Raw genomic sequence first — 24,954 nt, 5'->3', positions numbered from 1 at the left:
CCTTGTGTTGATTGAGTTGCTTGGCCACTTCTTCTACTCCTGCTTGCGGTCGGTCTTATTGTCGGTCTTGCTGCTCGGGTACAGCTTGAAGGTTTCCAGGGATTTTCCACGCCGCAACAGAACGGCCGTGTCGTGTATCTCCGTCACCACGGCGTCACCCACCTTGCTGCCGACCCTGACCGTCTGGCCATCGATGACGGCCAGGCGGCGTCCGCCCGGCTGGGTGGAAATGAGCACCGATTGCAGCTGCGGCCGGGCCGCGACAACGGGTGCGGCACTGGCGGGCGCCCACAGGGCTGCCGGCGGACGCGTCGGATCATCGAGCGCCTGTGCCTGCGCGCCCGGCCATGCCAGGCTCAGCATCAAGACAGGCGCCAGCAGTGCGGGAGCAAAGGTCAAAGTGCGATCCATGTATCGTCCATGCTGAGGGTATGTAAGGTCAGGGTCAGGGTGGCGCCCGGGTAGCTGGCCGCATCGAGGTGGGCGGCGCCCCAGAAGACGCGCGTCGGCATCGCTTGCAGCGCCTGCATGTATTGCACCATGTCCGCATAACTGCCTTGCAGCACCACTTCCACGCCGTGCTGGTGCAGCAACGGTGCCGGGGCCGCCGCCTTGGCGGAGGCGTCGCCGTTCGCGCTATCGGCCTGGTGCGCGCCCACGGCGCTGGCAGGCAAGGTTTTCAGCGACACCACGCGCAGCCCGGCGTGCCGGCGCAGCAGGTGTTCGAGCAAGGTGACCATGCGCTCGGGCGCCACCAGGCCGTGCTGTTTCTCGCGCAGCGCCCGCGCCAGGGACGCCGTTTCCGCCTGCAAGGCCACCAGGCGCGTGCGCGCTTCCCGGTCGGGATCGGTGGCATGGGCGAGCATGCTCAGCTCGATTTCCTTGTTCGTCGCGCTCAGCAGGCTTTGCTTTTGCGCAATGCTCGCCTCCAGCGCGGCGCGTTTCGCCAGCAGGGGATTGAAGCTCATGAAATAAAACACGAACACGATGGCGGCCGCGCCGGCGCCGAACACCATCAGCCGCTCGCGCAGGCTGAGGGCATCGAAGGCGGTGGCCCATTTCTTCAGCAAGGGCAGCATCAGCGCGTTCCTCCCGCAACAGCTTTGGGCGGCGTGGCGCCGGCGGCGCGGTCGGCCGACTGCAGGCTGAACGCGATATACGGCAGGCTGGCCGCCTTGCCCTCGGCCACGGCCGGCTGCGCCGGCTGGCCGATGTCGAGGCTGGCGAAGGTCTTGCCTTTCAGTACTTCCTGCTGGCCCAGGCGCGTGATGTACGCAGGCAGCAGCGAGGCGTGCAAGGCGCGGCCCTGCAAACCGAAATCATTGCCGGCGCCGGCGATGTCCACGCCCGTCAGCCATACGCCCTCGACCCTGGCCTGCGCCAGCGCGCGGAAATAGCCGGCATAGCCAAGGGTATTGCCCAGCTTGCCGCTGTCCAGCACGGCCGAAGCGTCCTGCAGCAACTGGCGCTGCGCCTCGACGGCCTCCAGTTCCTGCGCCAGCGCCGGATCTTTCTTGCGTGGAGGAAAATCGCGCAATACCTGGTCGCGCTTCGCCTCGACTTGCGCCAGCGCCGCCTTGACGCCCGCTTCGCGCTGTTCCAGGTCCGCCGTGGCCCGCTGGGCCAGCACGCCCACGGCCAGCAAGAGCAGCGCCAGCGCGCCCAGGCCCAGGCCGGCCGTGCGCGCCGACATATGGTGTTGTTTCAGTTCAAACTGGGGATTGAACAGGTTGATTTGCTGGCTCATGCGCCCTTCCCTTCGTGCTTGCCCGCAGGCAGGCCGACTTCGCGCAAGGCGGCGCCGATGGCCAGGAAGTAGCGCGCCTGCATGGCGGGCGCGCGCAGCTCGGCGGCCTGGGAAAAGTCCAGCACCGTGGCCAGGTCCAGCTGCTCCACCGGCATGTAAAGGTTGTCGGCCAGATACGCGTGCAAGCCATCGGCCGCGCCCGTCATCAGCATCAGGCGCGCCAGCGAAATGAAATGGAACTGGCGGTCGAAATGGTCGAACGAGCGCTGCAGTTCCAGGGTGACGCGGTCATAGTACTGGCTGGCGTCGGGCGACTGCAACTGCGCCAGGGTCACGTCGATGCGGCGTGCCTGGTACAGCTCGCCATTGAAGCTCATGGTGAGCAAGCCGCCGTCGCCATCGAAGAACAGCACGGCGATGCCGCGTCCCGGCGTTTCCAGCAAGGTGGCGATATTGCGCTGCGCCATTTCGGGGATGTCGATCACGGACAGGCCGATCTTGCATTCGGCATACAGCGCCTGACGGCGCGACACGGCGCTGTTGCGCGCGGCGACGGCAAACACGCTGCTGCCCCGCTGCGTGCCGTTCGGGTCGCCGGGGATGTCGAACACGTCGATGGTGGCTTCGGCCAGGGGAAAGTCCAGCATATCCTTCAGGCGCCAGCCCACGGCCGTCTTCAATTCTTCGCGCGGCACGGCCGGCGCTTCCAGCGACAGCAGCTGGTAATCGCCGCCGGCCAGCACGGTGGTGCAGTGGCGCGCTGCCGCGTGCAGCTCCTTGCCCAGTTTTTCCAGCACCTCGGCCGGCGCCGGCCGCGCGGCCGCCTGGTAGCTGGCGCCGCGCACGCGCGGCATGCCGTCGGCGGGACGTTCGACAACGACAGCGCTGACGCCTTCGCGGCCAAACGCCGTGGCCAGCCAGCCATCATATTTCTTTGCTCTTGCGAATAAACCCATGCGACCTGTCCAGTGTAAGTGCCTGCCCGATCTTGTCGCGCAGTTAATGCATCCAGCCAATTTTAATTCATGAAGCCAACTTTATTGTGTAAAAACAATAAATTAGCGATCTTTTTTTCACCCCGTTGACCTTACTGCGACAGCACGGCTTGCAGGCGGCGCTGGACATAGTCGGGGTTGTTGCCCGGATTCGGACAGCCGGCCGCTCCCGGCTGGTTGCAGGCCGTGGCCGTGATGGTCCAGCTGGTCAAGGTGCCGGGCCTCGTGGCCGTGCTGCATTGCACGCTGACGCTGAACGACGACAGCGTCGTGCCTGCCGGCAAGCTGAACGTGGCCGGGCCGATGCACGCCGCGCCGGCACTCAAGCCGGCGCTGATCTGCCGCTGCAGCCCCCACTCGAGACCGGCGCGGGCGGCCTGCTCGGCGCGCACGCCCTGCACGTCCATCGCCGATTCCGTCTGCTGGAAGGTGGAAATATTCACCATCACGGCCGCCAGCGCGGCCAGCACCACCAGCAGGAAAATGGCCGTGACGAGGCTGAAACCGCGCATGCGGCCCGTGCGGCGGCGTGGCAAGCGCGTCATGGCGTATTCCTCGCCTGTACCTGCTGCACCAGGCGCAGCAGGCCCGTATTGCTGTTCGCCACACCCAGGCTCAGGTCGATATTCACCAGGCCCCGCTGCACGTTGGCCAGCACGCCATAGCTGAAACGGCACGCCGCCACCTGGCGCGCCAGCTGGGCGCCTTTTGCCGCGGCCAGCGGCGCGGCGTCCTCCGCCACCGGCTGGCTGGCCACGATGGCATAGCCGGCGTAGCGGGTCAGGGTGCCGGTCGTCAGATTGCACGCATAGGTGACGGGCGTCGACACCACCTGGAAGCGGTTCGATGGCGATGGCAGCGGCGCCGGCGCCGTCGTGAAAGGATAGCTGCCCAAGGTGACGACAGTGCCGGACACGGCCGTCACAGGCGCGCGGTTGCAGCCGGTCGCCGCGCTGCACGCATACGCATTGTTCGGCGCGTAATCCGTGCCCAGGTTGTAGACGACGATCTGGTCGCCCACGCTGATCGCCTGGCGCGCGCCCAGCGCGTTGGCGGGCATGGCGCCGACGACGGTAAAGTTCAATGGAAGGCTGGGGTCGGGAGGGGTCTCGAAGCTCAGCACATTGCCCGGCGCGGCCGCATCGCTGTCGCTCAGGTAGCGCCCGCCCGTCTTGGTCAGCAGCAATTCCAGGAACAGGCCGTCGTTCGACACGCGCACGCTGTTGGGCAGGGCCAGGCGCACGTCGCGCGTCAGGCGGCGCGCCGCCGTATCGGCCGTGTCGGCCAGCGCGGCGCGCGCGGCGGTATCGACATACCCCTGCACGGGAACGCGGATGAAGACGGCGACCATGGCGCCGATGATGCCCGTGATGACGATCACGATGACCATCTCGACGAGGGTAAAGCCGCGCGGGCGGCGCCTGATGTTGAGGATAGTTTTCATGGAATGCTGTTCGGCGCATAGCGCACGCGATAGCCGTCGAGCACGATCTTCTGGTCGGCATACGGCACCGTCACCTGGATACGCAGGCTTTCCGTGGCGGGCAAGCCGTTCAGTGCCGCCTGGGTGATGACCACCGAGGCAATATATTCCTGGGGAGAACCGGCAGCCCATACGGTGCCCTGGGCATCCGTCTTGTACTGCGTGGCCGTGCCGTACGCGCTCACGTAGTCGTTGACGTTGTCGAAAGGCCGCCCCGCGCCGTTAGGCTCCTCCCCCGGCCCTTCCGGAATGGCGCAGCCGGCCGGACTGGTGGCCGTTTGCGCGGCCGGGTCTTGCGGGTCGCAATAGGTAAACCGCGCCAGCTGGATCTCTTCCAGCATGCCTTCGGCAATCGCCAGTGCCTGCTTGCGCAGTTGCGGGTCGGCGCTGTGTTGCGTCGTCAGGCTCATCACGCCCAGGATGGCGGCCGAGGCCAGGCCGACGATGACGATGAACAGCACCAGTTCGATCAGGGTCACGCCGCGCTCACGCCGGCGCCGCTGGCTAATGGACATAGCCCGTCTCCCCTTCGACCGTGACGTTGCGCGTCAGGCCGTCGCCCCGGATACTGATTTGCAGCTGTGCCGGGAAGGTCGATACGGCAGGAAACACATCGCCCTTCGCATACGGCTGGCCCAGCGCGTCGAAATAAAAGCCCGCCGTATTGACGGGATTGGTGGACAGGGTGACGCCGGACGGACGGCCTTCGCACAGCCAGTTGGTCACCGAGCAATACTTCAAGGTGTCCTTGCTGCCGCTGTTCCTGCCCGTGGGCGGCAGCACCTTCTGCTCATCGCTGCAGACGGCATCGAAGCACAGCGCCACGCTGTTCGCATCGATGCTCACAAAGACGGCACGGTTTTGCGCCACCGCCAGCTTTTGCCCGTAGCGCACGATATTCGTCACCTGGTCGGCAAAACTGCGCGCGTCAAACGTGTCGCGCTGGAAAAACCGGCTGACGGCAAAGGTCGCCAGCAAGCCCGCCAGCACCAGCACGGCCACCAGTTCGATCAAGGTGAAGCCGCGCGCAGGCGTACGCCGCAGCGACCCTGGCGGCCCTGCCTGGCGATACGGATGCGGAAAGTCTGTCGGTGGCTGCGGCAATGGATGGCCCGTAAAAAAGCCCAACGGGCTGGCGCCTGGGGTTGGGCTGGTGGTGCGCAAGGAAGGCCGGGAATGACTTGACCTGGCCTTCCTTGCCGATCAATGCAATTTACTTGCAATCATCTGGGCTTAAAGCAGGCGTGATGACCGGCGCGCCACCGGCAGCGGTCGGGGCGACATAGGTGACGGTGCACTTCGTGCGCGTTGCATCGGGTGTCACTACACCACCAGAAAACTTGTAATCAGGATCGGTCAAGCCTGCCGCCTCAATGATACCGGCAGTTGTCGGGTAGCCAAATGCACCGTCGATATCCTTGCCTTCCATCTGCACTTTCGGCGTATCGACGGAGCCCTTGACCAGCCACTGCGCATGGTACAGCGCCGCACCAGCCTTCATGGCGCCTACCGCCGCGTTCATCTTGGCGATGCGCGCATCGGTCGACATGTCGATAAATTTAGGAATCGCCGTCGCGGCCAGGATGCCGAGGATCACGATGACGACGATCAGTTCGATCAGGGTGAAACCTGCCTGGGCGCCGCTTTTCATACTACGTAAAGACTTGTTCATTCTTGCTTTCTCCAAAATCAAATAAAAACATCAAAACCAAAACTGCTGCTCCACGGCACTCACTTTACTGCCGAGTCCGGCGATTTCCACACCACAATATCGGGTTCCTGGGCGAGCTTGTCAAGATCGGCGTCTGCACTTGGCAAGGTTACCTTAAATTTCACTGCATCACCCCCTTTACTGGGAAAAATATTGCCATTACTAAACAAATAGATGATTTTTTGCTCTTTTTTATCGTACAACCAATTCCCCGTCGGCAATTTTTCCAGGTCCGGCTGCACGAACTCGCCCAGGTAGTTGGCCGGCTTGTCGGTCAGCCAGTCGAACGGGTTTTGCCCTGCCAGCGCCGGCAACTGGTCGCGCCGGTCCGCCAGGTACAGGTGCAGCACCTGCACCCGCAAGCTGGTGCGCAAGACGCCCAGCATCTGCGCCACGGCCACCTGCTGCGCCTGTTGCTGGTAATAGCCGACCCGGTTCAGAAATACCGCCATCAGGACGGCAAACACGCTCGCCACCACGGCCAGCTCGAACAGGGTGAAACCGCGCTGGCGAAGCGGCTTTGCCATCAGTGCAGGGCCGCCCGGCCCAGGTCCCAGATCGGCAGGAAGATGCCCAGCGCCAGCACCAGCACCATGGCGCCCAGGAAAACGATCAAAATCGGCTCGATCTGCGCCGACAGGGTCTTCAGCTCGTAATCGACTTCGCGCTCGTACATGTCCGCGATCTCGTCCATCAGGTCGTCGAGCGAACCGGATTCCTCGCCCACGGCGATCATCTGCAGCACCACGGGCGTGAAGACGCCGGCCGCCACCGAGGTGCGCAAGATGCTTTCGCCCCGCTCCACGCCATCGCGCATCTGCTCCACGCGCGCGCTCAGATACGTGTTGTCCACCGTTTGCGACACCACCGTCAGCGCCTGCACGATGGGCACGCCGCTGGTGCTCGACAGGGCAAAGCTGCGCGCGAAGCGGGCCATCGTGCCCTTCAGGATGATCTTGCCGGCGATCGGCAGGCGCAGCTTGGCGCGGTCCCACTTATATAGACCCTCTTTCGTGCGCAGCCAGGCGCGCCAGCCGAAAAAGCCGCCCACGCCCAGCAGCAGCAAGATGGGCCAGTACGCCACCGTAAAGCGCGAGGTGCCGATCAGGATGCGCGTCATCAAGGGCAGTTCCGCATGGAAACTGGCGAACACCTTCTCGAACTGGGGAATGACGAAGATATTCACCACGATCATGGCGGCGAGCATGGCAAAGACGACGAAGGTGGGGTAGCGCGTCGCCGTTTTCACGCGCGCGCGCATGTCGCGGTCGAATTCCAGGTGGTTGAACAGGCGCAAGAACACTTCGTCGAGGCGCCCCGTCATTTCGCCCACGCGCACCATCGACAGGTAGAACGGCGTGAAGATGGCGGGATGGCGCGCCATGGCGGCCGACAGTTCGCGCCCCGCATCGAGCGATTCGCGCACATCCTTGATGATGCGCCCGAACGCGGGGCTGATGGCGGACTCCTGCAAGCCGGCCAGGCCGCGCATGATGGGCACGCCCGCTTTCAGCAGGGTGTACAGCTGGCGGCTGAACAGCTGCACGTCCATGGGCGTGACCTTTTTCTCGGTCAGCTTGTCCCACCAGCCCAGCTGGTTGGCGCCGGCCTTCGTCACCGTCTGTTTGGTCACGCTGATGTCGACGGGCGTGCTGCCGCCCGCCATCAACTGGTCGGCCACGGCGCCGCTGTCGGCGCCTTCCATCACGCCGGTCAGCAGTTCGCCACTGGCGCTGCGCGCCTTGTAGTAGAAAAACGGCACCTCAATCCTCGCTCTGGTTGCTGATGCGCATCGCTTCCATCACCGTCGTGCGGCCCTGGACCACCAGCTGCACGGCGTGGCGGCGCAGGGTGTCGCCCGCCATCTGCGCCGTCGCCACCTTCATGAAGTGCGATGGATCGGCATGGTTGGCGGCGTCGGCCACGGCACGCGTGATTTCCAGCAATTCGTACACGCCCGTGCGGCCCCGGTAACCCATGCCATTGCAATGCGAACAGCCCTTGCCGTGGAAATACTGGTTGCGCTCGACCAGCTCGCCCAGTTCCAGGCGCAGCCATTCGTATTCGTTCGGCGTGGGCTGGTAGGGCGTGCTGCAGCTTTCGCAGATCACGCGCACCAGGCGCTGCGCCAGCACGGCTTGCAGCGAGCTGCCCACCATGTAGCGGGGCACGCCCATGTCCATCAGGCGCAGCGGCGTGCTGATGGCGTCGTTGGTATGCAGGGTCGACAGCACCAGATGGCCCGTCATGGCGGCGCGCAAGCCGATCTGCGCCGTTTCCTGGTCGCGCATCTCGCCGACGAGCACGATATCGGGATCTTGCCGCAAGGCCGAGCGCAGCACCCTGGCAAAGTTCAGCTCGATCTTGTCGTTGACTTGCACCTGGTTAATGCCGGGCAAGCGGTATTCGACCGGATCTTCCACCGTAATCAGCTTTTTTTCCACCGAATTGAGTTCGGACAAGGCGCAGTACAAAGTCGTCGTCTTGCCGCTGCCGGTCGGCCCCGTCACCAGCACCAGGCCGTTCGGGCGGCTGACGATGGCGCGGAACTGCTGCACCAGCTTGGGCGGCATGCCGATGGCGTCCAGGCGCAAGGTCGTGCCGCCCTGGTTCAGCAAGCGCATCACCACCGATTCGCCGTACTGCGTCGGCATGGTGGAAATACGCACGTCGATGCGCTGGTTTTTCACGCGGATGGCGAAACGGCCATCCTGCGGCAGGCGCTTTTCGGAAATATCGAGGTCCGACATCAGCTTTAAACGCAGCGCCAGCGAGCTGGCGATCTTGCTGTCCGCTTCCGTCTGCAGGTGCAGCACGCCGTCGATGCGGAAACGGATCTGCAGCCGGCCTTCCTGCGGTTCGATGTGGATGTCCGAGGCGCGCACCTGCGTGGCATCCTCGAACACCGATTGCAGCAGCTTGACGATGGGCGCCTCTTCCAGGCCCGGATTGGCGGCCAGCGCGCCAAAGTCGACGGACACGTCGCCCAGGTCCTGCTCCAGCTCGCGCGTCAGGGTGGAAATATCTTCCGTGCGGCGGTAGATGCGGTCGATGGCGGCCAGCACTTCCGTTTCATTGACGACGGCCAGCTCGATGTGGCGCTTGACCAGGCGCGCAATTTCATCGTACGCGAACAGGTCCGTCGGATCGGACATGCCGACCAGCAAGCCCTCGCGGCGGTCTTCCAGCACCAGCGCGCGGAAGCGCCGCGCCTGGGTTTCCGGCAGCAGCCGCACCAGTTCGGGATTGATGTTGAAAAACTTCAGATTGATGTAGGGAATGTCGAGCTGGCGCGCCAGCGCGCCCGAAATCTGCTCTTCCGTGACAAAGCCGTGCTCGACAAAAACGCGGCCCAGCTTGCGCCCCGAGCGCTTCTGTTCCGTCAAGGCCTGGCCCAACTGTTCTTCCGTCAGCAATTTCTGCTGCACCAAAATTTCACCGAGCCGGACTTTCTCTGGCCTTGCCATGCTTGCTCCTCGACAGATTCATCAGACGATGCACGCCAGCGGCGCGCGAGGGGTATTTTATTCCAGAACCTGTTGTTTCTTAAAGAAAATACATTCCGCAGCTTGATTTTCGCGCATTTCCACACTCTGCAAGGAAAGACTTGCCGCCCGCCGGCGCCCATGGCAATAATGGCGGCCGTACCCCGTCTTGCCTGCCAACCCTTGCCCCTATGAACGCCTGCGCCATCGAGTTCCACAACGTGCATCTGCAGCTGGCGGGCAGCGCCGTGCTGCGCGGCGTCGACCTGCAGGTGCGCGCGGGAGAACTGTTTGGCCTGGTCGGCGTGAATGGCGCGGGCAAGACTTCCCTGCTGAAATGCCTGCTGGACTTTTGCACGCCCGAGCGCGGCGACATCGCCATCTTCGGCCAGCCGCACCGGCAAGGCGCGGCGCGCCAGCCCCTGTCGTTTCTGCCGGAACGCTTCCAGGCGCCCTACTACCTGACGGGCGGCGACTTCCTGCGCTACCTGGCGCGCCTGCACGATGTGCGGCCCGATGCGCAAGCCGTGCAGCAAACACTGGATGCGCTGGACCTGCCCCCGGACGCCCTGCTGCGCCCGGCGCGCGCGTATTCGAAGGGCATGATGCAGAAACTGGGGCTGGCCGCCTGCTTGCTGTCGGGCAAGCCGCAACTGCTGCTGGACGAACCGATGAGCGGACTCGACCCGAAGGCGCGCGCGCAGTTCAAGCAAGTGCTGCGGCAAGCGCGCGCGCAGGGACGCGGCGCGCTGCTCACCTCGCATGCGCTGGCCGACGTGGAAGAGCTGTGCGACCGCATGGCCATCCTGCATGGGGGCCGCATCGTGTTTGCGGGCACGCCAGCCGAATGCCGCGCCCGCCATGGCGGTGCGCAAGACGCCAGCCTGGAACAGGCTTTCCTCAATTGCATCGCGGCATGAACAACCGCGATCAGGCGCCGCCCGGGCGGCCTTACACGCCCTCGCCGCACGGCATGTATCTGCGCCATTTCGGCTTGCGCACGGCCCCGTTCGGCATCACGCCGGACCCGGCCTTCTTTTATACGGGCAATACGCGGGGCGAACTGCTCGATGCGCTGCTGTACGCCGTCACGCAGGGCGAAGGCATCATCAAGCTGACGGGCGAAGTGGGCAGCGGCAAGACCATGCTGTGCCGCATGCTGGCCGAGCGCCTGCCGCCCCGGGTCGATGTGGTGTACCTGCTCAATCCCCGCCTGGAGCCGGACGACGTCCTGCACGCCATCGCCGCCGAACTGGGCCTGGAACTGGACGGCTGCCGCGCCGACGCCGTGCTGCGCGCCCTGCACGGCGAGCTGATCGCCAGGCATGCGGCCGGGCGCCAGGTGGTGCTGCTGGCCGAAGAGGCCCAAGCCATGCCGGGCGCCACGCTGGAAGCGCTGCGCCTGCTGACGAACCTGGAAACGGCCAGCCACAAGCTGCTGCAAATCGTCCTGTTCGGCCAGCCGGAATTGCAGCACACGCTGGACTTGCCCCAGTTCCGCCAATTGAAGGAGCGCATCACCCACAGTTTTACCGTGCCGCGCCTGCCGCAAGCCTTGCTGAACGACTATCTGGCGTGCCGCCTGGCCGCCGCCGGCCGCACGGCGCCGCTGATGTTTACGCCGGCCGCGCTGCGCCGGCTGGCGCGCGCCGCGCAGGGTATCGTGCGCAGGATCAATATCCTCGCCGACAAGGCCTTGCTGGCCGCGTTTGCCGACGATGCGCAGGCAATCGGCGCGCGCCACGTGCGCCTGGCCATTGCCGACAGCCCCTTCCACCGCCCGCCCTGGCATGCGGGCAAGCTGCTGGCCGGCGCCTTGAGCGCGCTGATGCTGCTGCTGGCCGCCGCACTGCTGTGGCAATGGCTGGCGCCGCCGTCCAGCCCCCCGTCGCGCGCTACCGCGCACGCCGATGCCCGCGCGCCAGCGCCATCCACGCTACTCGACAGCAAGCTGGCCGAATCGCGCGACTGGCTGGCGCGGCAAGGGCCGCGGCAACTGGTGCTGCACATCGCCAGCCTGCCCGCCACCGAGACAGTTGCGGCGGAAACCTTCCTGCGGCAGGCGCAGCAAGCCACCGGCCTGCACGACCTCCACGTGTTTCGCCTGCCCGGCGCCGCCCCCGCAACCGCGCCCGCATCCCCCAATACGCCGCCCACGGCCTCCGCCGCGCGCCTGCTCGTCGTCTATGGCAGCTTTGCCGACCAGGCCAGCGCCGAAGCCGTGTGGGCCAGGCTGGCCCCGGCGTCGCCGCAGAAAATATTGCTGAGCGACATAGACAGTATCCGCACAGAAATAAAAGCCATGGCACCGGCAAAACCGGGGCGTGGCGCCCCCTGACTTTATTTCGGCATATTGCCTCCCAAGCCTGCACAGCCGATTGCTTTTAAGCGATCATGCTGGGTAAAATTACAAAAGCACAACACGACTCCAAGGGCGAACTTTTCATGACTCAACACCCTATTCCTGTGCTGGCCTCTTGGGTCGCCCTCGCCTGCAGCACCATGCTGGCCGGCTGCGCCACGCATCAAACGCCGCTGTCGCCGGCCCACCTGAATACCGCGCCGCCGCCTGCCGGCGTCATTCCCGAACCGGTGCAGCAAAGCAGCGCGCTGGCCGCGCCCCTGCCCGCGCCCAAGCAGGAAACCTACAGCGTCACCGTGCACAAGGTACCCGTGCAATCGCTGCTGTTTGCGCTGGCGCGCGATGCGGGCATGAATATCGACATCCACCCGCAAATCGAAGGCAGCGTCACCCTGAATGCGCTGAACCAGACCCTGCCGCAACTGCTGGCGCGTATCGGCAAGCAAGTCGACATGCGCTACGAAATCGATGGCAAGAACCTGACGGTGCTGCCCGACGCGCCCGTGTGGCGCAATTACAAGGTCGATTACGTCAACATGGCGCGCAGCACCAACAGCAGCGTCAATATCGCCACGCAAATTTCCACGGCGGGCGGCGGGTCGAACGCCAGCAACCCCGTCGGCAACACGCAAGGCAGCGGCGGCAATGGCAACAACAATTCGACCACGCTGGTCGTGAATCGTTCGGAAAATAACTTCTGGTACAGCCTGGAAAAGAATATCCGCGACCTGCTGCGCGAGACCACGCTCAACGACGTGCAGGTGGACCCGCTGGCGCAGCTGAACCAGCAATTGACGAGCCTGCCAGGCCAGCAGGGGCAGCCAGGGCAGCCGCAGAACCAGGCCGGCAATGTCCCGGCCGCCGGCGCAACGGGCCAGTACGGCGCCCAGGCGCCGATGCAATATGGCAATCCGAATGGCGGCCAGTTTGCGCCAGGCCAGCCAGCGCCCGCCCAGAGCGCGAATCCGGCCCAGCCGCTGGACGCGAACGGCATGCCGCTGCTGAAACTGGCCAACAAGGGCAGCCCCTCGTCCGTCGTCGTCAACGTCGAGGGCGGGCTGATCGCCGTGCGGGCCACGGGGCGCCAGCATGAAAAGATCGCCGCCTTCCTCGACGCGGTGTTGCATAGCGCCAAGCGGCAAGTGCTGATCGAGGCGACCATCATCGAAGTGCGCCTGAGCAATGAATATCAGCAAGGCATCAACTGGTCGCGCCTGACGGGCAGCCTGCAGCTGCGGCAGGGGCAAGTGGGCACGGCAGGCCTGTCCAGCGGCGTCGCGCCGAACGCCACGCCCGGCATCTTCCTGCTCAATTATCTGAAAGACAGTTTTTCCACCACCATCCAGCTGCTTGAATCGTTCGGCAAGGTGAAAGTGCTGTCCAGCCCGAAGATCAGCGTACTCAACAATCAGACGGCCATGTTGAAAGTGGTCGACAACAATGTCTTCTTTACCATCAAGGTCACGCCCGCCGTGATCAGCTCGACGGGCACCATCACCACGCCGGCCACGTATGAATCGAAACTGGAAACGGTGCCCGTCGGCTTTGTCATGAGCGTCACGCCGCAGATTTCCGACAGCGATGAAGTGACCCTGAACGTGCGCCCCACCATCACGCGCATCGTCGGCTACGTGCAAGACCCGAATCCGGCCCTGGCCACGGCGAACGTGCAAAGCCGCGTACCCGTGATCCAGGCGCGCGAGCTGGAATCGATCATGAAAGTGGGCAATGGCCAGATCGCCGTGATGGGCGGCCTGATGCAGGATTCCATCGACAATGCCAGGGATGGCGTGCCGGGACTGTCCAGCCTGCCCGTGGTAGGCAATTTGTTTACCTATCGCAATGAGGCGAGCAGCAAGACGGAGCTGGTGATCTTCATGCGCCCCGTGGTGGTCAAGGACGCCAGCGTCGACGGCGATTACCGCGACTACCGCTACCTGCTGCCCGGCCAGGCGCCGCTCAACACCCAGCCGTACACGGATGGCGCGCCTGCGCCGGCCGTTCCGCCGCAGGCGCGCCTGCAGGGAGACTTCCCATGAGCTTGCTGATGCAGGCGCTCAAGAAGGCCGAGCGCGCCAAGCAGAACAGCCTTTCCGACGAGGAACTGGAAAAGCCGTCCGAAGCCTACGACCAGGTGCTGGAACTGGCGCCGGCCGACGCCCTGCCGCCCCGTCCCGCGCCCGCCGCAGCGGCGCCCGTGCAGCCGCCAGGCAGCTTGCGCCTGGAGCCGCTGGCGGACGCGCCCGCGCCGCAACCGGCGCCCAGCGCAGCGCAGCCAGGCCCACCATCCGGCCCGCCTCCCGAGCCGCCGCGCGCGCCACCGGAACCGCCACCCGCCCGGCCCCGCGCCAGCCGCAGCAATCCGCCGCCGAAAGGTCCTGCTGGCCCCATCAGCATCGATCCGGCCACCGTGCGCCTGGCCGTGCTGCTGGCGATCCTGCTGCTGGTGGCCGCTTCCATGGCGTACTGGTACTGGCGCGCCAGCACCAGTCCCGGCGCGGGCGCCAGCCTGCCCGGCGTGCCCATGCCGCTGACGGATGCCCCGGGCACGGCCGGCGTTGCCGGTCCCGTCGTGGTGCTGCCGGCAACGGGGGCCGCGCCACAGGACGCCCTGCCCTCGCCCGCGACCTTGCCGCCCGACTATCCGCGCGACGCGCGCCAGCCGGCGGCGGCACCGGACCAGCAAGCCATGATACAAGCGGCGGCCCAGGCCGCCGTAGCGGCGCAGCTGGCGCACATGGCGCCGCCCGCGCCGCCCAGCCTGCCGCCCGTGGCCGCGCCCGAGAATAGCCAGATCCAGGTGCAGCGCAGCATTGCCGCGCCGCAAATCAACCCCGGCGTGCAGCAAGCCTACCAGGCTTACAACGGGGGCCAGCTGGGCCTTGCTCGTCAGCAATATGAAACCGTGCTGCGGCAGGATGCGAACAACCGCGACGCGCTGCTGGGCCTGGCGGCCGTGGCCCTGCGCGAGAACCAGGGCGCGCAGGCGGCGGCCCTGTACGTGCGTTTGCTGGAAATCAATCCCGATGATGGCGAGGCGTTGGCCGGCCTGATCGGTCTGCGCCAGGGCGACGTGGTGCAGAGCGAGGCAAAACTGAAGGCCATCCTGGCGCGCAACCCCGACAGCGGCCCCGTGCTGTTTGCACTGGGCAATGTGTATGCCAAGCAGCGCCGCTGGAACGAAGCACAGCAGCAATTTTTCCGCGCCTATGGCGCCGCGCCCGGCAATCCCGACTATGCCTTCAACCTAGCCGTGGGCCTGGACCGGCTGAACCAGCCCCGTCTGGCCGCCACGTATTACCAGCGCGCCTTGACCTTGGCGCAAGCCACGCCGGCCGCCTTCGACCAGGCCGTGGCGCAAGCGCGTTTGCGCGAACTGGCGGCCCCCGCGCCAGCAGCGCCGGCCGCGGCCGAGCCGGCCACCATTCCACCCCGTCAGGAATAAGCGCTACATGGCAGAACAGGCAAAACTTCCGCTGGGCAAGCTATTGATCCAGAAAGGCGTGATCAGCGAAGACCAGTTGCGCATCGCCCTGATCGAGCAGCGGCGCAGCAGCGAACCGCTGGGCAAGCTGCTGATCACCCTGGGTTTCGTCACGGAAGCGACCGTGCGCGAGGCGCTCAGCGAAAACCTGAAACAGGTCAGCGCGGATCTGTCCAGCCTGGTGGTCGATGCCATTGCCTTAAAACTGATCCCGAAGGACGTGGCCAAGCGCTACCGCGTGTTTCCCATCGTCTACGAGCGGCAGGCGGACAATCTGATCCTGGCCATGGCCGACACCAGCAACATCGTTGCGCTCGATCAAATCAGCGCCATGCTGGTCAAGGGCATCACGATTTCCACCGTGCTCGTCAACGAATCGGACATTTCACGCGCCATCGACCAGTACTATGGCTTCGAATTGTCGATCGACGGCATCCTGCACGAGATCGAAACGGGCGAAGTCAGCTATCAGAGCATGGCCTCGCCGTCGGACGAGTACAGCCAGCCCATGGTGCGCCTGATCGACGCGCTGCTGGCCGACGCCGTGCAGAACGGCGCCTCGGACATCCATTTTGAGCCGGAACAGTCGTTCCTGCGCATCCGCTACCGCATCGACGGCATCCTGCGGCAAATCCGCAGCCTGCACAAATCGTACTGGCCGGCCATGGCCGTGCGCCTGAAGGTGATGTCGAACATGAATATCGCCGAGGCGCGCGCGCCGCAGGATGGGCGCATCAGCATCAAGTTTTCCGGGCGGCAAATCGACTTCCGCGCCTCGGCGCAACCCACCACGCATGGCGAAAACGTCGTGCTGCGCGTGCTGGACCGGCAAAAAGGCATCGTCCCGCTCGATGCGCTGGGCCTGGCCGAGGCGGAATTGAACTTGTTGAAACTCATGATCGCGCGGCCCGATGGCGTGATCCTCGTGACGGGCCCGACGGGCAGCGGCAAGACCACCACCCTGTATTCGATACTCAACCATATCAATACGGAAAGCGTCAACATCATGACCCTGGAGGACCCGGTCGAGTATCCGATGAACATGATACGCCAGACCTCGGTCAACGAATCCGTCAAGCTGGGCTTTGCCGACGGCATCCGCTCGATGATGCGGCAAGACCCGGACATTATTTTAGTGGGCGAGATCCGCGACCGCGAAACGGCGGAAATGGCGTTTGCCGCCGCCATGACGGGCCACCAGGTGTATTCCACCCTGCATACGAGCTCGGCCATCGGCTCCGTGGCGCGCCTGCTCGACATCGGCATCTTGCCCGACATCATGGCCGGCAACATCATCGGCATCGTGGCGCAGCGCCTGGTGCGCCGTTTGTGTCCGCATTGCAAGGAAACCGTGATCGCCGACGACGTCGAGCGCCGCCTGCTGGGCCTGGCGGCAGACGCCGCGCCCGTGTCCATTTGCCGCGCCGTCGGCTGCGAGCGCTGCGCGCACCAGGGTTACAGGGGCCGGCTGGCCATCATGGAAATCCTCAAGATGACGGCCGAACTCGATGAATTGACGGCCCGCCGCGCCGGTGTGCGCGAACTCAAGGCCGCCGCGCGCGCGGCCGGCTTCAAGGCCATCGTCGACGACGGCATGCGCCGCGTGCTGGAAGGCGTGACCACGCTGGAAGAAGTGGGCCGCGTGGTCGACCTGACGGAAAGGCTGGCCTGATGCCGCAATATGTCTACCGCGCCATGGATGCCGCCGGCGCCCTGATTCCCGGCAGCATGGAAGCGGCCAACGTGCCGGACCTGGAAGCGCGCTTGCACCGCATGCAGCTCGACTTGATCGATTGCAAGATCACGGGCCAGTATCTGGTGCTGCTGGGCAAGCGGGTCATCCACCGCCGCGACCTGATCAACTTTTGTTTCCACATGGAACAATTGACGGGCGCAGGCGTGCCCATCCTGGAAGGCTTGAACGACTTGCGCGAAAGCACGGACCACCCGCGTCTGCGCGAAGTCGTCACGGACCTGATTGAAAGCATCGAGGGCGGCCTGCCCCTGTCGGGCGCGCTGGCCCAGCATGGCGACATCTTCGATGCCACGTTTACCAGCCTGATCCTTGCGGGGGAACAAAGCGGCAGGATCGCCGAGGTGTTCAAGAACCTGTCCGAAAGTTTAAAATGGCAGGACGAGCTGGCCTCGCAGACGCGCAAGATCGTCATGTACCCCATCATCGTCGCCATCGTCGTGGCGGGCGTGTCGTTTTTCCTGATGATCTATTTAGTACCCCAGCTGACGGCCTTCATCCGCAACATGGGCGGCGAGTTGCCGCTGCACACGCGCGTGTTGATTGCCGTGTCGAATGTCTTCATCGATTACTGGTATGGGCTGCTGGCCTTGCCCGTGCTGCTGTTTTTCGGCTTGCGCGCGCTGATCCGCAGGAGCGGCGCGGCCCGCTATGCCTGGGATGGCCTGAAGCTGCGCCTGTGGCTGGTCGGCCCCGTGCTGCACAAGATCATCCTGGCCCGCTTCGCCACGTTTTTTGCCCTGATGTATGCTTCCGGCATCACGATCCTCGAATGCATCCGCCTGTCCGAAGGCATCGCCGGCAACCAGGTGGTGGCGGCCGGCCTGCGCCGCGCCGCGCAGCTGATCAGCGAAGGCCATGGCGTGACGGCCGCTTTCCAGTACACGGGCATCTTCCCGCCGCTGGTCATCCGCATGCTGAAGGTGGGCGAAGCGACGGGCTCGCTGGACACGGCCTTGCGCAATGTCAGTTACTTTTACAACCGCGAAGTGAAGGAATTGATTGAAAAAGTGCAAGCCATGATCGAGCCGGCCATGACGGTCATCCTGGGCTTGCTGCTGGGCTGGATCATGCTGTCGGTGCTGGGGCCGATCTACGACACCATCAGCACACTCAAGACCTGAGGCCGCCGTGTTCCGCAAACAATTACTCTACATCACCAGCGACGCCCTGTGCGCCTACGACTGGGACCACGGCGTGCTGGGCCAGGGCCACGTCTTCCCCGCCAGCGCGGCCGGGCTGGACGATTTCGCCGCGTGGCTGGAAGACCCGCAGGCGCAGCGGTCGGGCGTGCCCGCCTACCTGTTGACCGACCTCATCGAAGAAGATTTCCAGCGCCAGCTGCTGCCCCACGTGCGCGGCAAGGCGGGCCGCGCACTGCTGGAACGGCGCAAGCAGCAATTGCACCGCGACACGCCCTACCGGGGCAGCACCCTGCTGGGCCGCGAAAGCGAAGGCCGGCATGACGACCAGGTGCTGTTTTTCGCCCTGACCAACCCCACCTTGCTGCAGCCATGGACGGAGGCGCTCGAACACTTGCGCGTGCCCGTGGCCGGCATCTATTCGACCAGCCTGCTCAGTATCGCGCTGGTCAGAAAGCTGTCGATCGCGCACGAACACCTGCTGCTGGTGACGCAGCAATCGGGCGGCTTGAGGCAAAGCTACTACGAAAAGGGCCAGTTGCGCTTTTCGCGCCAGACGGCGACCATCGCGCTCGACGGCGTAGCCGTGAATATCGCCCTGGAAACGGAAAAGACGCGGCAATTTCTCACCAGCACGCGCATGCTGGCGCGCGGCGATGTCTTGAATACCGTCATCCTGGCGCCGGCCGCGCAGATCGCCAAGCTCGAATTGCTGTGCGACAACGGACTGGAAGTGGCTTACCACTTCATCGACCTGCAGCTGGCCGGCGCACGCGTGGGCTTGAAGCAGACGCCGGCGCTGGCCGACGAATTGCTGCTGACTTTGCTGGGCAAGCATCCGCCGCCCAGCCACTATCCGCCCGGCGCGCTGGCCCGCTACTACCACTTCCAGCGCGCGCGCAAGACGCTGTACGGCGCCAGCGCGCTGATCGGCACGTCGGCAGCCCTGTGGTGCGCGATCAACTTGCTCGGAGGCATTACCGATGGCGCCAGCACGCAGCGCCTGGCGCAGGAAACGGCGTCCTACCAGGAACGCTACCGCAGCGTCATGTCGACACAGCCGCCAGCGCCGGCCAAGACGCAGAACATGAAAGTGGCCGTGACCCTGGGCCAGATGATCGCCACCCAGGCGCCGGAACCGGGCCGGTTGCTGGGCATGCTGAGCGCCGCGCTGGACCAGGCGCCGCAGGTTGCGCTGGGCCAGCTGCACTGGCGCGCGGGCCAGGCGCCCGCGCGCGCGGCCGGCGGCCAGCCAGCGCAGCAGCAAAATGCGGCGCCGCCCGGCAGCGCCCTGGCCGGCATTCCGACAGCGCCGCCGCAGGCGCTGCGCCTGGAAGCGGACGTGGCCATGCCGAACAACGATTACCGCGCCGCCCTGGCCGCCATCACGGCCTTCGCGCAAACCCTGGCGCGCCAGCCGGGCATGCAGGTGACGATCGAGGAAACGCCGCTCGACTTGCGTTCCAGCGCGGCCCTGTCCGGCAAGAGCGCCGCGCCGGCGCCGGACAGCCAGGCCCGCTTTACCCTCTTGCTCGCGTGGCAGCCATGAGCGGCCCCGTCAAGCAGCCGCCCCTGCCCGGCATGCAGCGGACTGCCACGCCCGCGCGCACCCTGCCCGCCTGGCTGGGAGAATTGCACCTGGTGCGCGGCGCCCTGCTGTGCTTTGCCCTGACCCTGCTGGCCAGCGTGGTGCTGCTCAGCCTGAGCGCCGCTTATCGCACGCGCGCAGCGCAAACGCTGGAACTGGCCCGGCACACACGCGCGGCGGCGGCCACCTTGTTCAACCACGTGGAAGCGGAAAAACAGGAAATCCGCGCCTACGAACCGCAATTTCTCGCCCTGCGCCAGCGCGGCCTGATCGGCGAAGAAAACCGCCTGGCCTGGATCGACGCCATCCGCCGCAGCCAGGAACAGCGCAAATTGCTGCCGATCAGCTATGACATCAGCCCGCAGCAAGCGCTGCCAGTGCCGTTGCCCATGGTGATGGGACAATATCACCTGCGCGGCAGCCGCATGCGCCTGCAGATGGATTTGCTGCACGAGATGGATTTGCTGAACCTGCTGGACGATTTGCGCCAGGCCGGCTATTTCGCCGTGCAGGAATGCACGCTCAAGCGCCATGCAACGGGCGCGGCCGGCAGCGCGCAAGCGCCCGCCCTGGGCGCCGAATGCGAGCTGCTGTGGCTGACCGTCAACAGCGTGCCCGTGCTGGGGCGGCCATGATGCGCACCCTCGTCCTGTGCCTGTCCCTGGCCGGCACTGTGCTCACGGCCCAGGCACAAGCACCGGCACCGCAGCTGGGGCGCTTGTTCCTGTCGCCCGCACAGCGCGCCCAGCTCGACGCGCAGCGCTACGGGCCGCCACCGCCCGATCCCGCCCTGGCTGCGCCCCAGCCACCGCCGCCTCCCGCCCCGCCCGTGGAATTGAATGGCCTGGTGCTGCGCAGCAGCGGCCGCTCCACCGTCTGGCTGAACCAGGAAGCGCAGAACGAGCCGCACAACCGCCTTGCGCGTGGCAAACCCGGCACACTGACCTTGCGCCTGTCGAACGGCCAGGTGGTGCTGCTGCAACCCGGCCAGCGCTACGACCCGGCCAGCGGCACGGTCGCCGAAGCGCAGGAGGCGCAGCCATGACGCCACGGCAAGCTCATTGTCAACATCGACGCCAGCGCGGCGCGGCCCTGTTGCTGCTGGTCGCCGTGCTGGGCCTGGGCGCGGCCAGCCTGCTGATCGGCGCCTTCGGGCGCAACACGGGCGAGGCCGAACGCCAGCAGCGCACCCTGGCCACCCTGGCGCAGGCGCGCGACGCCTTGCTGGGTTTTGCGGCGGCCAATGGCCGCCTGCCCCGTCCGGCCGCTTCCGCCCTCGACGGGCGCGAGCGGGCCGCCGACTGCGCCGGCGACGCCGAATGCAGCGGCTTCTTGCCGTGGGTGGCGCTGGGCGTGGACGGCGTCGACGCCTGGGGCAAGCTGCTGCGCTACAGCGTCACGCCGGAAATGGCGCGCGCGCCCATCGTCTCGTTTTCCGCTGTCGCCAACAGAGTCGTGCTCACGCGCGACGGCCGCGGCGCATTCGCCTACGTGGCGGGACAGGACCAGTGCGACGTCAGCGCCCAATGCCTGCCCGTCGTGCTGTTCTCGCAAGGTAAGGATCACTACGGCACGGCCGCCAGCGGCGTGGCGCAGATCAACACGGCGCGCGGCAATATCGACGAGGCGGCCAACGACAGCGCCAGCCGCCGCTTCATTAACCGCCCCGCCACCGACCTTGCCGCGCCGCCCGGTGGCGCCTTTGACGACATGCTCACCTGGATTACCTTGCCCACCCTGTATCAACGCATGCGCGCCGCGCGCAACCTGCCATGAGCCCCCGCCCGCACCCTTCGCGCCGCCAGCGCGGTTTTTCCCTGATCGAGATCGCCATCGTGCTCGTCATCGTGGGCCTGATGATAGGCGGCCTGGTCACGCCCTTGACGGTGCAGCTGGAACAGCGCAAGGTGGCCGAGACGCAACAGGCGCTCAATGAAGCGAAGGAAGCGCTGACGGGCTACGCCTTGCGCTACGGCTACCTGCCGTGTCCCGCCATTTCCGCCGCCAATGGCCTGGAAGACCGGCGCGGCACGCGCTGCACGGGCGAAAAGCGCGCCGGTTTCCTGCCCTGGGCCACCCTGGGGCTGCGCCAGGGCGACAGCTGGAACAATCTGTTCCGCTACAGCGTGACGCCGGCCTTCAGCGACAGCGGCCAGCTTTTCAGCCTGTCCACGCCGCGCGACATCAGCATCGTCACGCGCAATGGCGGCACGCTGCTGCAGGCAACGGCGTTGCAGGACATCCCCGCGATGATCATGTCGCACGGCAAGAACGGCTTTGGCGCCACCAGCGTGCAGGGCCAGCGCCAGGCTGTGCCTTTCAGCAACAATGTCGACGAGCGCAACAATGCATCGAACGCCACCACCTTCATCAGCCGCGCCGCCAGCGGCCCGCAGCAGCCCGGCGGCGAGTACGACGACATCGTCGCCTGGCTGTCGCCGAACATCCTGTTCAACCGCATGGTGGCGGCGCAAAGGCTGCCCCGCTGATGGCCATGTTCCGTCCCGCCCTCACCATCGCCCGCTACACGCTGCTCGAAGCGCTGCGCAGCCGCCTGCCGTGGCTGTTCGTGCTGGCCGCCTGCGCCGGCGCCGGCCTGGCCGGCTTCCTGCAGCAACTGGCGCTGACGGAAAGCGGCGCCGTGCAGGCGGCGCTGCTGGCGGCCGCCTTGCGCCTGGCCGGCGTCTTCCTGCTGGCCACTTTTATCATCACCAGCATGGCGCGCGAGGCGGCCGACCGGGGCCTGGAATTGCTGCTGGCCTTGCCCATGCCGCGCGCCGCCTACCTGCTGGGCAAACTGCTGGGCTATGCAGCGCTGGCGGCCGTGCCCGCCATGCTGTTCGGCCTGCTGATGGCGCTGTTCGCCGCGCCCGCCCACAGCGCGCTGTGGGCGCTGTCGCTGCTGGGAGAATTGTGGATCGTCGCCGCCTTCAGCCTGCTGTGCGCGGCCAGCCTGCAGCAGGCCTTGCCCGCGCTGGCCGCGACTGGCGGTTTCTATGTGCTGGCGCGCATGCTGGGCAGCCTGCAGTTACTCGCGCACGGCCCGCAGGCGGGCGATTCCCTGGTGCAACGGGCCACGGCAGGCGCCATCGACGTGCTGGCCCTGCTCTTGCCCCGCCTCGACGCCTTTGCGCGCACGGAGTGGCTGCTGTACGGCACCGGCGACTGGCAAGCCCTGGCCGGCGTGGCGGCGCAAACGGCCATCTATGTCGGCTTGCTGGCCAGCTGCGCGCTGTGCGACTTTTACCGCAGGAACATCTGATGGCGGCCGCCCAGCGTCCGTGGACCAGCGTGCCGCGCCCCCTGTGCTGGCTGCTGGCGGCCTGCCTGCTGCTGCAGCTGGGCTGGCGCCTGGCGCAGCAGCACGCCCCGGCGCAGGCGCAGCCCCTGCCAGCCGCGCCGCCGGCAGCCGTGGCGCGCCTGGCCAGCCTGGGCGAGCCGCTGGCCATGGCCAAGGCCATGCTGCTGTACCTGCAAGCGTTCGAAGACCAGCCCGGCGTCAGCCTGCCGTGGCGCGAGCTCGACTATGAGCGCCTGGCTAGCTGGCTGGAGACGGCGCAAACGCTGGACCCGCGCAGCCAGTACCCGCTGGTGGCCGCCGGCGAGGTGTACGCGGGCGTGGCCGATCCGCAACGCGCGCGCCGCATGCTCGATTTTGTCGCCGCCAGCTTCGCCGCCGACCCGCAGCGCCGCTGGCCCGCCATGGCGCAGGCCGTGCTGGTGGCAAAACACCAGCTGCACGACCTGCCGCTGGCGCTCGCCTATGCACGGCAGCTGCGCCGGCTGGCGACGGGGCCGCACGTGCCAGCCTGGGTGCGCGAGATGGAAGCGTTCATCCTGGAAGACATGGACCAGCTCGACAGCGCCCGCCTGGTGACCGGCGGCCTGATCGCCAGCGGACAGATCAGCGACCCGCACGAGCTGGCTTTCCTCGCGCGCCGGCTCGACGAACTTGCCCAAAAGAAAGCAAAGGCGGCGCCATGAGCCGCCATCCGAAATGCCATGCCCGCCCGACAACATTTGCAGTAAACTGCCATCCCAGACCCCTGCACTTTTTCCCAAGGAATTCCCCATGCCCCCACGCCGCCAGCACGGCTTTACGCTCGTAGAAATCGCCATCGTCCTGGTCATCATCGGCTTGCTGCTCGGCGGCGTGCTCAAGGGGCAAGGCTTGATCGACAGCGCCAAGGTGAAAAACATCATCCAGCAGTCGAATGCGCTGACGGCCGCCGTCAACGCCTACCAGGACAAGTTCCGCGCCCTGCCCGGCGACGATATCCAGGGCACCACCCACGTGCCCAATTCGGCCGGCAACGGCAATGGCGACGGCCAGATCGGCGACGGCCAGCCGCGCGAATTCACGCTGGCGCCGCAGCACCTGGCGCTGGGCGGCTTCATCACGGGCTCCTACAACGGCACTTCGCAATTCATGACCAGCGCCCAGGGCGGCGCCGTCTACCTGTACAACGATGAAGTGGGCGGCCGCGCCGGCAACGGCATCCGTTTCGACAACCTGCCCGAGAGCTACGCGGAGCAGATCGACAGCAAACTCGACGATGGAGTGGCCAGCACGGGCAGCGTCCGGGCGAACGTACCCTACGGCAATACCGGTGCTATCATTCCCCGCACCGCCGTGTTTTTCTGAGCCGCAAGTTACTATCGAAGGAATACCATGCCATTGCACCGTAAATTCATCGTCTCCCTGGCCGCCGCCTGCGCCTTGCTGGCCGGTGGCGCGCACGCCCAATACGTGGGTCCGACGGCCGGCCCCAGCGCACCCGGCAATGTGGCCGCCATCCTGAAAAATCCCGTCGACGACCAGGCCGTCGTGCTGCGCGGCCATTTGCTGCGCAAGGTGGGCAAGGAAAAATACACCTTCTCCGACGGCACGGCGGAAATCCGCGTGGACATCGACGACAAGGTCTTCATGAACCGCAAGATCGACGCCAAAACACTGGTGGAAATCCGCGGCGAAGTGGAAAAGGATTTCTTGGAAAGCCCGGAAATCGATGTCGACGTGCTGACCGTAGTGCCGTAAGCTGCCTTGCCCTCCCGCCGCCACGGCGGGAGGGGCATCCCCCTCCTCTGTATGCCTTGCGCAACCTTTTTTCCATTCCGGAAACTAGGCTTGTCAGAACAATCAATTTCGTCTAGCATCTTTTCATTCAAGGTCAGCCAGCGCCAGCGCAAGCCTGCCTGTCGAC

27 protein-coding genes are annotated in these 24,954 nt (G+C 65.9%); 15 read left to right on the top strand and 12 right to left on the bottom strand.

Annotation, left to right across the window (positions count from 1 at the left end; all coding sequences use genetic code 11):
• Positions 1–33: 33 nt before the first annotated feature.
• The 12 genes from IGS61_RS10025 to IGS61_RS09970 all read right to left on the bottom strand — a co-directional run bounded on the left by IGS61_RS10025 (position 34) and on the right by IGS61_RS09970 (position 9,403).
• Positions 34–411: an MSHA biogenesis protein MshK gene (locus tag IGS61_RS10025; protein ID WP_230539452.1), complete on the bottom strand. Its 378-nt coding sequence runs from the start codon at positions 409–411 to the stop codon at positions 34–36.
• Entirely contained in the window at positions 396–1,079 is a 684-nt protein-coding gene (gene gspM, locus IGS61_RS10020; RefSeq protein ID WP_230539451.1) for a type II secretion system protein GspM, read from the bottom strand. The genes IGS61_RS10025 and gspM overlap by 16 nt, the downstream gene beginning before the upstream one ends.
• Positions 1,079–1,747 (bottom strand): MSHA biogenesis protein MshI, encoded by a 669-nt coding sequence (locus tag IGS61_RS10015; RefSeq protein WP_230539450.1) that lies wholly within the window; start codon positions 1,745–1,747, stop codon positions 1,079–1,081. Before IGS61_RS10015 ends, gspM begins: the two co-directional genes overlap by 1 nt.
• Positions 1,744–2,703, bottom strand: a complete 960-nt coding sequence (locus IGS61_RS10010) for an agglutinin biogenesis protein MshI (RefSeq protein ID WP_230539449.1) — start codon at positions 2,701–2,703, stop codon at positions 1,744–1,746. The genes IGS61_RS10015 and IGS61_RS10010 overlap by 4 nt, the downstream gene beginning before the upstream one ends.
• A gap of 131 nt (positions 2,704–2,834) precedes the next feature.
• Complete coding sequence (locus IGS61_RS10005; RefSeq protein WP_230539448.1) at positions 2,835–3,287, bottom strand: agglutinin biogenesis protein MshP; 453 nt, start codon at positions 3,285–3,287, stop codon at positions 2,835–2,837.
• Positions 3,284–4,186, bottom strand: coding sequence for a prepilin-type N-terminal cleavage/methylation domain-containing protein (locus IGS61_RS10000; RefSeq protein ID WP_230539447.1), 903 nt, complete (start codon positions 4,184–4,186; stop codon positions 3,284–3,286). Before IGS61_RS10000 ends, IGS61_RS10005 begins: the two co-directional genes overlap by 4 nt.
• Positions 4,183–4,740: a type IV pilus modification PilV family protein gene (locus IGS61_RS09995; RefSeq protein WP_230539446.1), complete on the bottom strand. Its 558-nt coding sequence runs from the start codon at positions 4,738–4,740 to the stop codon at positions 4,183–4,185. The genes IGS61_RS10000 and IGS61_RS09995 overlap by 4 nt, the downstream gene beginning before the upstream one ends.
• The gene (locus IGS61_RS09990) at positions 4,730–5,389 is read right to left on the bottom strand and encodes a pilus assembly FimT family protein (RefSeq protein ID WP_230539445.1); all 660 of its coding nucleotides are present in this window, start codon (positions 5,387–5,389) and stop codon (positions 4,730–4,732) included. Before IGS61_RS09990 ends, IGS61_RS09995 begins: the two co-directional genes overlap by 11 nt.
• Before the next feature lie 49 nt (positions 5,390–5,438).
• Complete coding sequence (locus IGS61_RS27945; protein ID WP_329958049.1) at positions 5,439–5,897, bottom strand: type II secretion system protein; 459 nt, start codon at positions 5,895–5,897, stop codon at positions 5,439–5,441.
• A gap of 59 nt (positions 5,898–5,956) precedes the next feature.
• The gene (locus IGS61_RS09980) at positions 5,957–6,463 is read right to left on the bottom strand and encodes a type II secretion system protein (protein WP_230539444.1); all 507 of its coding nucleotides are present in this window, start codon (positions 6,461–6,463) and stop codon (positions 5,957–5,959) included.
• Entirely contained in the window at positions 6,463–7,698 is a 1,236-nt protein-coding gene (locus tag IGS61_RS09975) for a type II secretion system F family protein (RefSeq protein ID WP_230539443.1), read from the bottom strand. Before IGS61_RS09975 ends, IGS61_RS09980 begins: the two co-directional genes overlap by 1 nt.
• 1 nt (position 7,699) lies before the next feature.
• Positions 7,700–9,403, bottom strand: a complete 1,704-nt coding sequence (locus tag IGS61_RS09970; RefSeq protein WP_230539442.1) for a GspE/PulE family protein — start codon at positions 9,401–9,403, stop codon at positions 7,700–7,702.
• Positions 9,404–9,612: 209 nt separating this feature from the next.
• On the opposite strand from IGS61_RS09970, the gene IGS61_RS09965 reads away from it, so the two are divergent.
• From IGS61_RS09965 to IGS61_RS09895, 15 genes are all read left to right on the top strand, one after another.
• Positions 9,613–10,341: an ABC transporter ATP-binding protein gene (locus IGS61_RS09965; protein WP_230539441.1), complete on the top strand. Its 729-nt coding sequence runs from the start codon at positions 9,613–9,615 to the stop codon at positions 10,339–10,341.
• The gene (locus IGS61_RS09960; RefSeq protein WP_230539440.1) at positions 10,338–11,759 is read left to right on the top strand and encodes an ExeA family protein; all 1,422 of its coding nucleotides are present in this window, start codon (positions 10,338–10,340) and stop codon (positions 11,757–11,759) included. The genes IGS61_RS09965 and IGS61_RS09960 overlap by 4 nt, the downstream gene beginning before the upstream one ends.
• 107 nt (positions 11,760–11,866) lie before the next feature.
• Positions 11,867–13,822, top strand: coding sequence for a type II secretion system protein GspD (locus IGS61_RS09955; RefSeq protein WP_230539439.1), 1,956 nt, complete (start codon positions 11,867–11,869; stop codon positions 13,820–13,822).
• Positions 13,819–15,228, top strand: a complete 1,410-nt coding sequence (locus tag IGS61_RS09950) for a tetratricopeptide repeat protein (protein WP_230539438.1) — start codon at positions 13,819–13,821, stop codon at positions 15,226–15,228. The genes IGS61_RS09955 and IGS61_RS09950 overlap by 4 nt, the downstream gene beginning before the upstream one ends.
• A gap of 7 nt (positions 15,229–15,235) precedes the next feature.
• Positions 15,236–16,939: a GspE/PulE family protein gene (locus IGS61_RS09945; protein ID WP_230539437.1), complete on the top strand. Its 1,704-nt coding sequence runs from the start codon at positions 15,236–15,238 to the stop codon at positions 16,937–16,939.
• Positions 16,939–18,144, top strand: a complete 1,206-nt coding sequence (locus IGS61_RS09940) for a type II secretion system F family protein (RefSeq protein ID WP_230539436.1) — start codon at positions 16,939–16,941, stop codon at positions 18,142–18,144. The genes IGS61_RS09945 and IGS61_RS09940 overlap by 1 nt, the downstream gene beginning before the upstream one ends.
• 7 nt (positions 18,145–18,151) lie before the next feature.
• Complete coding sequence (locus tag IGS61_RS09935; RefSeq protein WP_230539435.1) at positions 18,152–19,711, top strand: hypothetical protein; 1,560 nt, start codon at positions 18,152–18,154, stop codon at positions 19,709–19,711.
• Complete coding sequence (locus IGS61_RS09930) at positions 19,708–20,385, top strand: hypothetical protein (protein WP_230539434.1); 678 nt, start codon at positions 19,708–19,710, stop codon at positions 20,383–20,385. Before IGS61_RS09935 ends, IGS61_RS09930 begins: the two co-directional genes overlap by 4 nt.
• A complete protein-coding gene (locus IGS61_RS09925; protein ID WP_230539433.1) occupies positions 20,382–20,795 on the top strand; it encodes a hypothetical protein in 414 nt (137 codons plus the stop codon). Before IGS61_RS09930 ends, IGS61_RS09925 begins: the two co-directional genes overlap by 4 nt.
• Positions 20,792–21,526, top strand: coding sequence for a hypothetical protein (locus tag IGS61_RS09920; RefSeq protein ID WP_230539432.1), 735 nt, complete (start codon positions 20,792–20,794; stop codon positions 21,524–21,526). The genes IGS61_RS09925 and IGS61_RS09920 overlap by 4 nt, the downstream gene beginning before the upstream one ends.
• Positions 21,523–22,239: a type II secretion system protein gene (locus IGS61_RS09915; protein WP_230539431.1), complete on the top strand. Its 717-nt coding sequence runs from the start codon at positions 21,523–21,525 to the stop codon at positions 22,237–22,239. Before IGS61_RS09920 ends, IGS61_RS09915 begins: the two co-directional genes overlap by 4 nt.
• A gap of 5 nt (positions 22,240–22,244) precedes the next feature.
• Positions 22,245–23,012 carry an ABC transporter permease subunit gene (locus IGS61_RS09910; protein ID WP_230539430.1) on the top strand — a complete coding sequence of 256 codons (768 nt, stop codon included), beginning with the start codon at positions 22,245–22,247 and terminating at the stop codon, positions 23,010–23,012.
• A complete protein-coding gene (locus tag IGS61_RS09905) occupies positions 23,012–23,734 on the top strand; it encodes a hypothetical protein (protein WP_230539429.1) in 723 nt (240 codons plus the stop codon). The genes IGS61_RS09910 and IGS61_RS09905 overlap by 1 nt, the downstream gene beginning before the upstream one ends.
• A gap of 88 nt (positions 23,735–23,822) precedes the next feature.
• Positions 23,823–24,395: a prepilin-type N-terminal cleavage/methylation domain-containing protein gene (locus tag IGS61_RS09900; RefSeq protein ID WP_230539428.1), complete on the top strand. Its 573-nt coding sequence runs from the start codon at positions 23,823–23,825 to the stop codon at positions 24,393–24,395.
• A 27-nt stretch (positions 24,396–24,422) separates the two neighbouring features.
• On the top strand, positions 24,423–24,788 hold the full coding sequence (locus IGS61_RS09895) for a YgiW/YdeI family stress tolerance OB fold protein (RefSeq protein ID WP_230539427.1): 366 nt from the start codon (positions 24,423–24,425) through the stop codon (positions 24,786–24,788).
• Positions 24,789–24,954: the final 166 nt, after the last annotated feature.

The sequence above is a fragment of the Janthinobacterium sp. FW305-129 genome (genome assembly GCF_020858115.1).
In the GTDB taxonomy this organism is placed as follows: Bacteria; Pseudomonadota; Gammaproteobacteria; order Burkholderiales; family Burkholderiaceae_D; genus Janthinobacterium.
Note: the sequence above shows the minus strand (reverse complement) of the source record. Positions and strands in the feature narration are given on the sequence as shown.

Coding starts and splice junctions, on each gene's coding strand:
- IGS61_RS10025 (WP_230539452.1), bottom strand. CDS start 411: ATGGATCGCACTTTGACCTTTGCTCCCGCACTGCTGGCGCCTGTCTTG.
- gspM (WP_230539451.1), bottom strand. CDS start 1,079: ATGCTGCCCTTGCTGAAGAAATGGGCCACCGCCTTCGATGCCCTCAGC.
- IGS61_RS10015 (WP_230539450.1), bottom strand. CDS start 1,747: ATGAGCCAGCAAATCAACCTGTTCAATCCCCAGTTTGAACTGAAACAA.
- IGS61_RS10010 (WP_230539449.1), bottom strand. CDS start 2,703: ATGGGTTTATTCGCAAGAGCAAAGAAATATGATGGCTGGCTGGCCACG.
- IGS61_RS10005 (WP_230539448.1), bottom strand. CDS start 3,287: ATGACGCGCTTGCCACGCCGCCGCACGGGCCGCATGCGCGGTTTCAGC.
- IGS61_RS10000 (WP_230539447.1), bottom strand. CDS start 4,186: ATGAAAACTATCCTCAACATCAGGCGCCGCCCGCGCGGCTTTACCCTC.
- IGS61_RS09995 (WP_230539446.1), bottom strand. CDS start 4,740: ATGTCCATTAGCCAGCGGCGCCGGCGTGAGCGCGGCGTGACCCTGATC.
- IGS61_RS27945 (WP_329958049.1), bottom strand. CDS start 5,897: ATGAACAAGTCTTTACGTAGTATGAAAAGCGGCGCCCAGGCAGGTTTC.
- IGS61_RS09980 (WP_230539444.1), bottom strand. CDS start 6,463: ATGGCAAAGCCGCTTCGCCAGCGCGGTTTCACCCTGTTCGAGCTGGCC.
- IGS61_RS09970 (WP_230539442.1), bottom strand. CDS start 9,403: ATGGCAAGGCCAGAGAAAGTCCGGCTCGGTGAAATTTTGGTGCAGCAG.
- IGS61_RS09965 (WP_230539441.1), top strand. CDS start 9,613: ATGAACGCCTGCGCCATCGAGTTCCACAACGTGCATCTGCAGCTGGCG.
- IGS61_RS09960 (WP_230539440.1), top strand. CDS start 10,338: ATGAACAACCGCGATCAGGCGCCGCCCGGGCGGCCTTACACGCCCTCG.
- IGS61_RS09955 (WP_230539439.1), top strand. CDS start 11,867: ATGACTCAACACCCTATTCCTGTGCTGGCCTCTTGGGTCGCCCTCGCC.
- IGS61_RS09950 (WP_230539438.1), top strand. CDS start 13,819: ATGAGCTTGCTGATGCAGGCGCTCAAGAAGGCCGAGCGCGCCAAGCAG.
- IGS61_RS09945 (WP_230539437.1), top strand. CDS start 15,236: ATGGCAGAACAGGCAAAACTTCCGCTGGGCAAGCTATTGATCCAGAAA.
- IGS61_RS09940 (WP_230539436.1), top strand. CDS start 16,939: ATGCCGCAATATGTCTACCGCGCCATGGATGCCGCCGGCGCCCTGATT.
- IGS61_RS09930 (WP_230539434.1), top strand. CDS start 19,708: ATGAGCGGCCCCGTCAAGCAGCCGCCCCTGCCCGGCATGCAGCGGACT.
- IGS61_RS09925 (WP_230539433.1), top strand. CDS start 20,382: ATGATGCGCACCCTCGTCCTGTGCCTGTCCCTGGCCGGCACTGTGCTC.
- IGS61_RS09920 (WP_230539432.1), top strand. CDS start 20,792: ATGACGCCACGGCAAGCTCATTGTCAACATCGACGCCAGCGCGGCGCG.
- IGS61_RS09915 (WP_230539431.1), top strand. CDS start 21,523: ATGAGCCCCCGCCCGCACCCTTCGCGCCGCCAGCGCGGTTTTTCCCTG.
- IGS61_RS09910 (WP_230539430.1), top strand. CDS start 22,245: ATGTTCCGTCCCGCCCTCACCATCGCCCGCTACACGCTGCTCGAAGCG.
- IGS61_RS09905 (WP_230539429.1), top strand. CDS start 23,012: ATGGCGGCCGCCCAGCGTCCGTGGACCAGCGTGCCGCGCCCCCTGTGC.
- IGS61_RS09900 (WP_230539428.1), top strand. CDS start 23,823: ATGCCCCCACGCCGCCAGCACGGCTTTACGCTCGTAGAAATCGCCATC.
- IGS61_RS09895 (WP_230539427.1), top strand. CDS start 24,423: ATGCCATTGCACCGTAAATTCATCGTCTCCCTGGCCGCCGCCTGCGCC.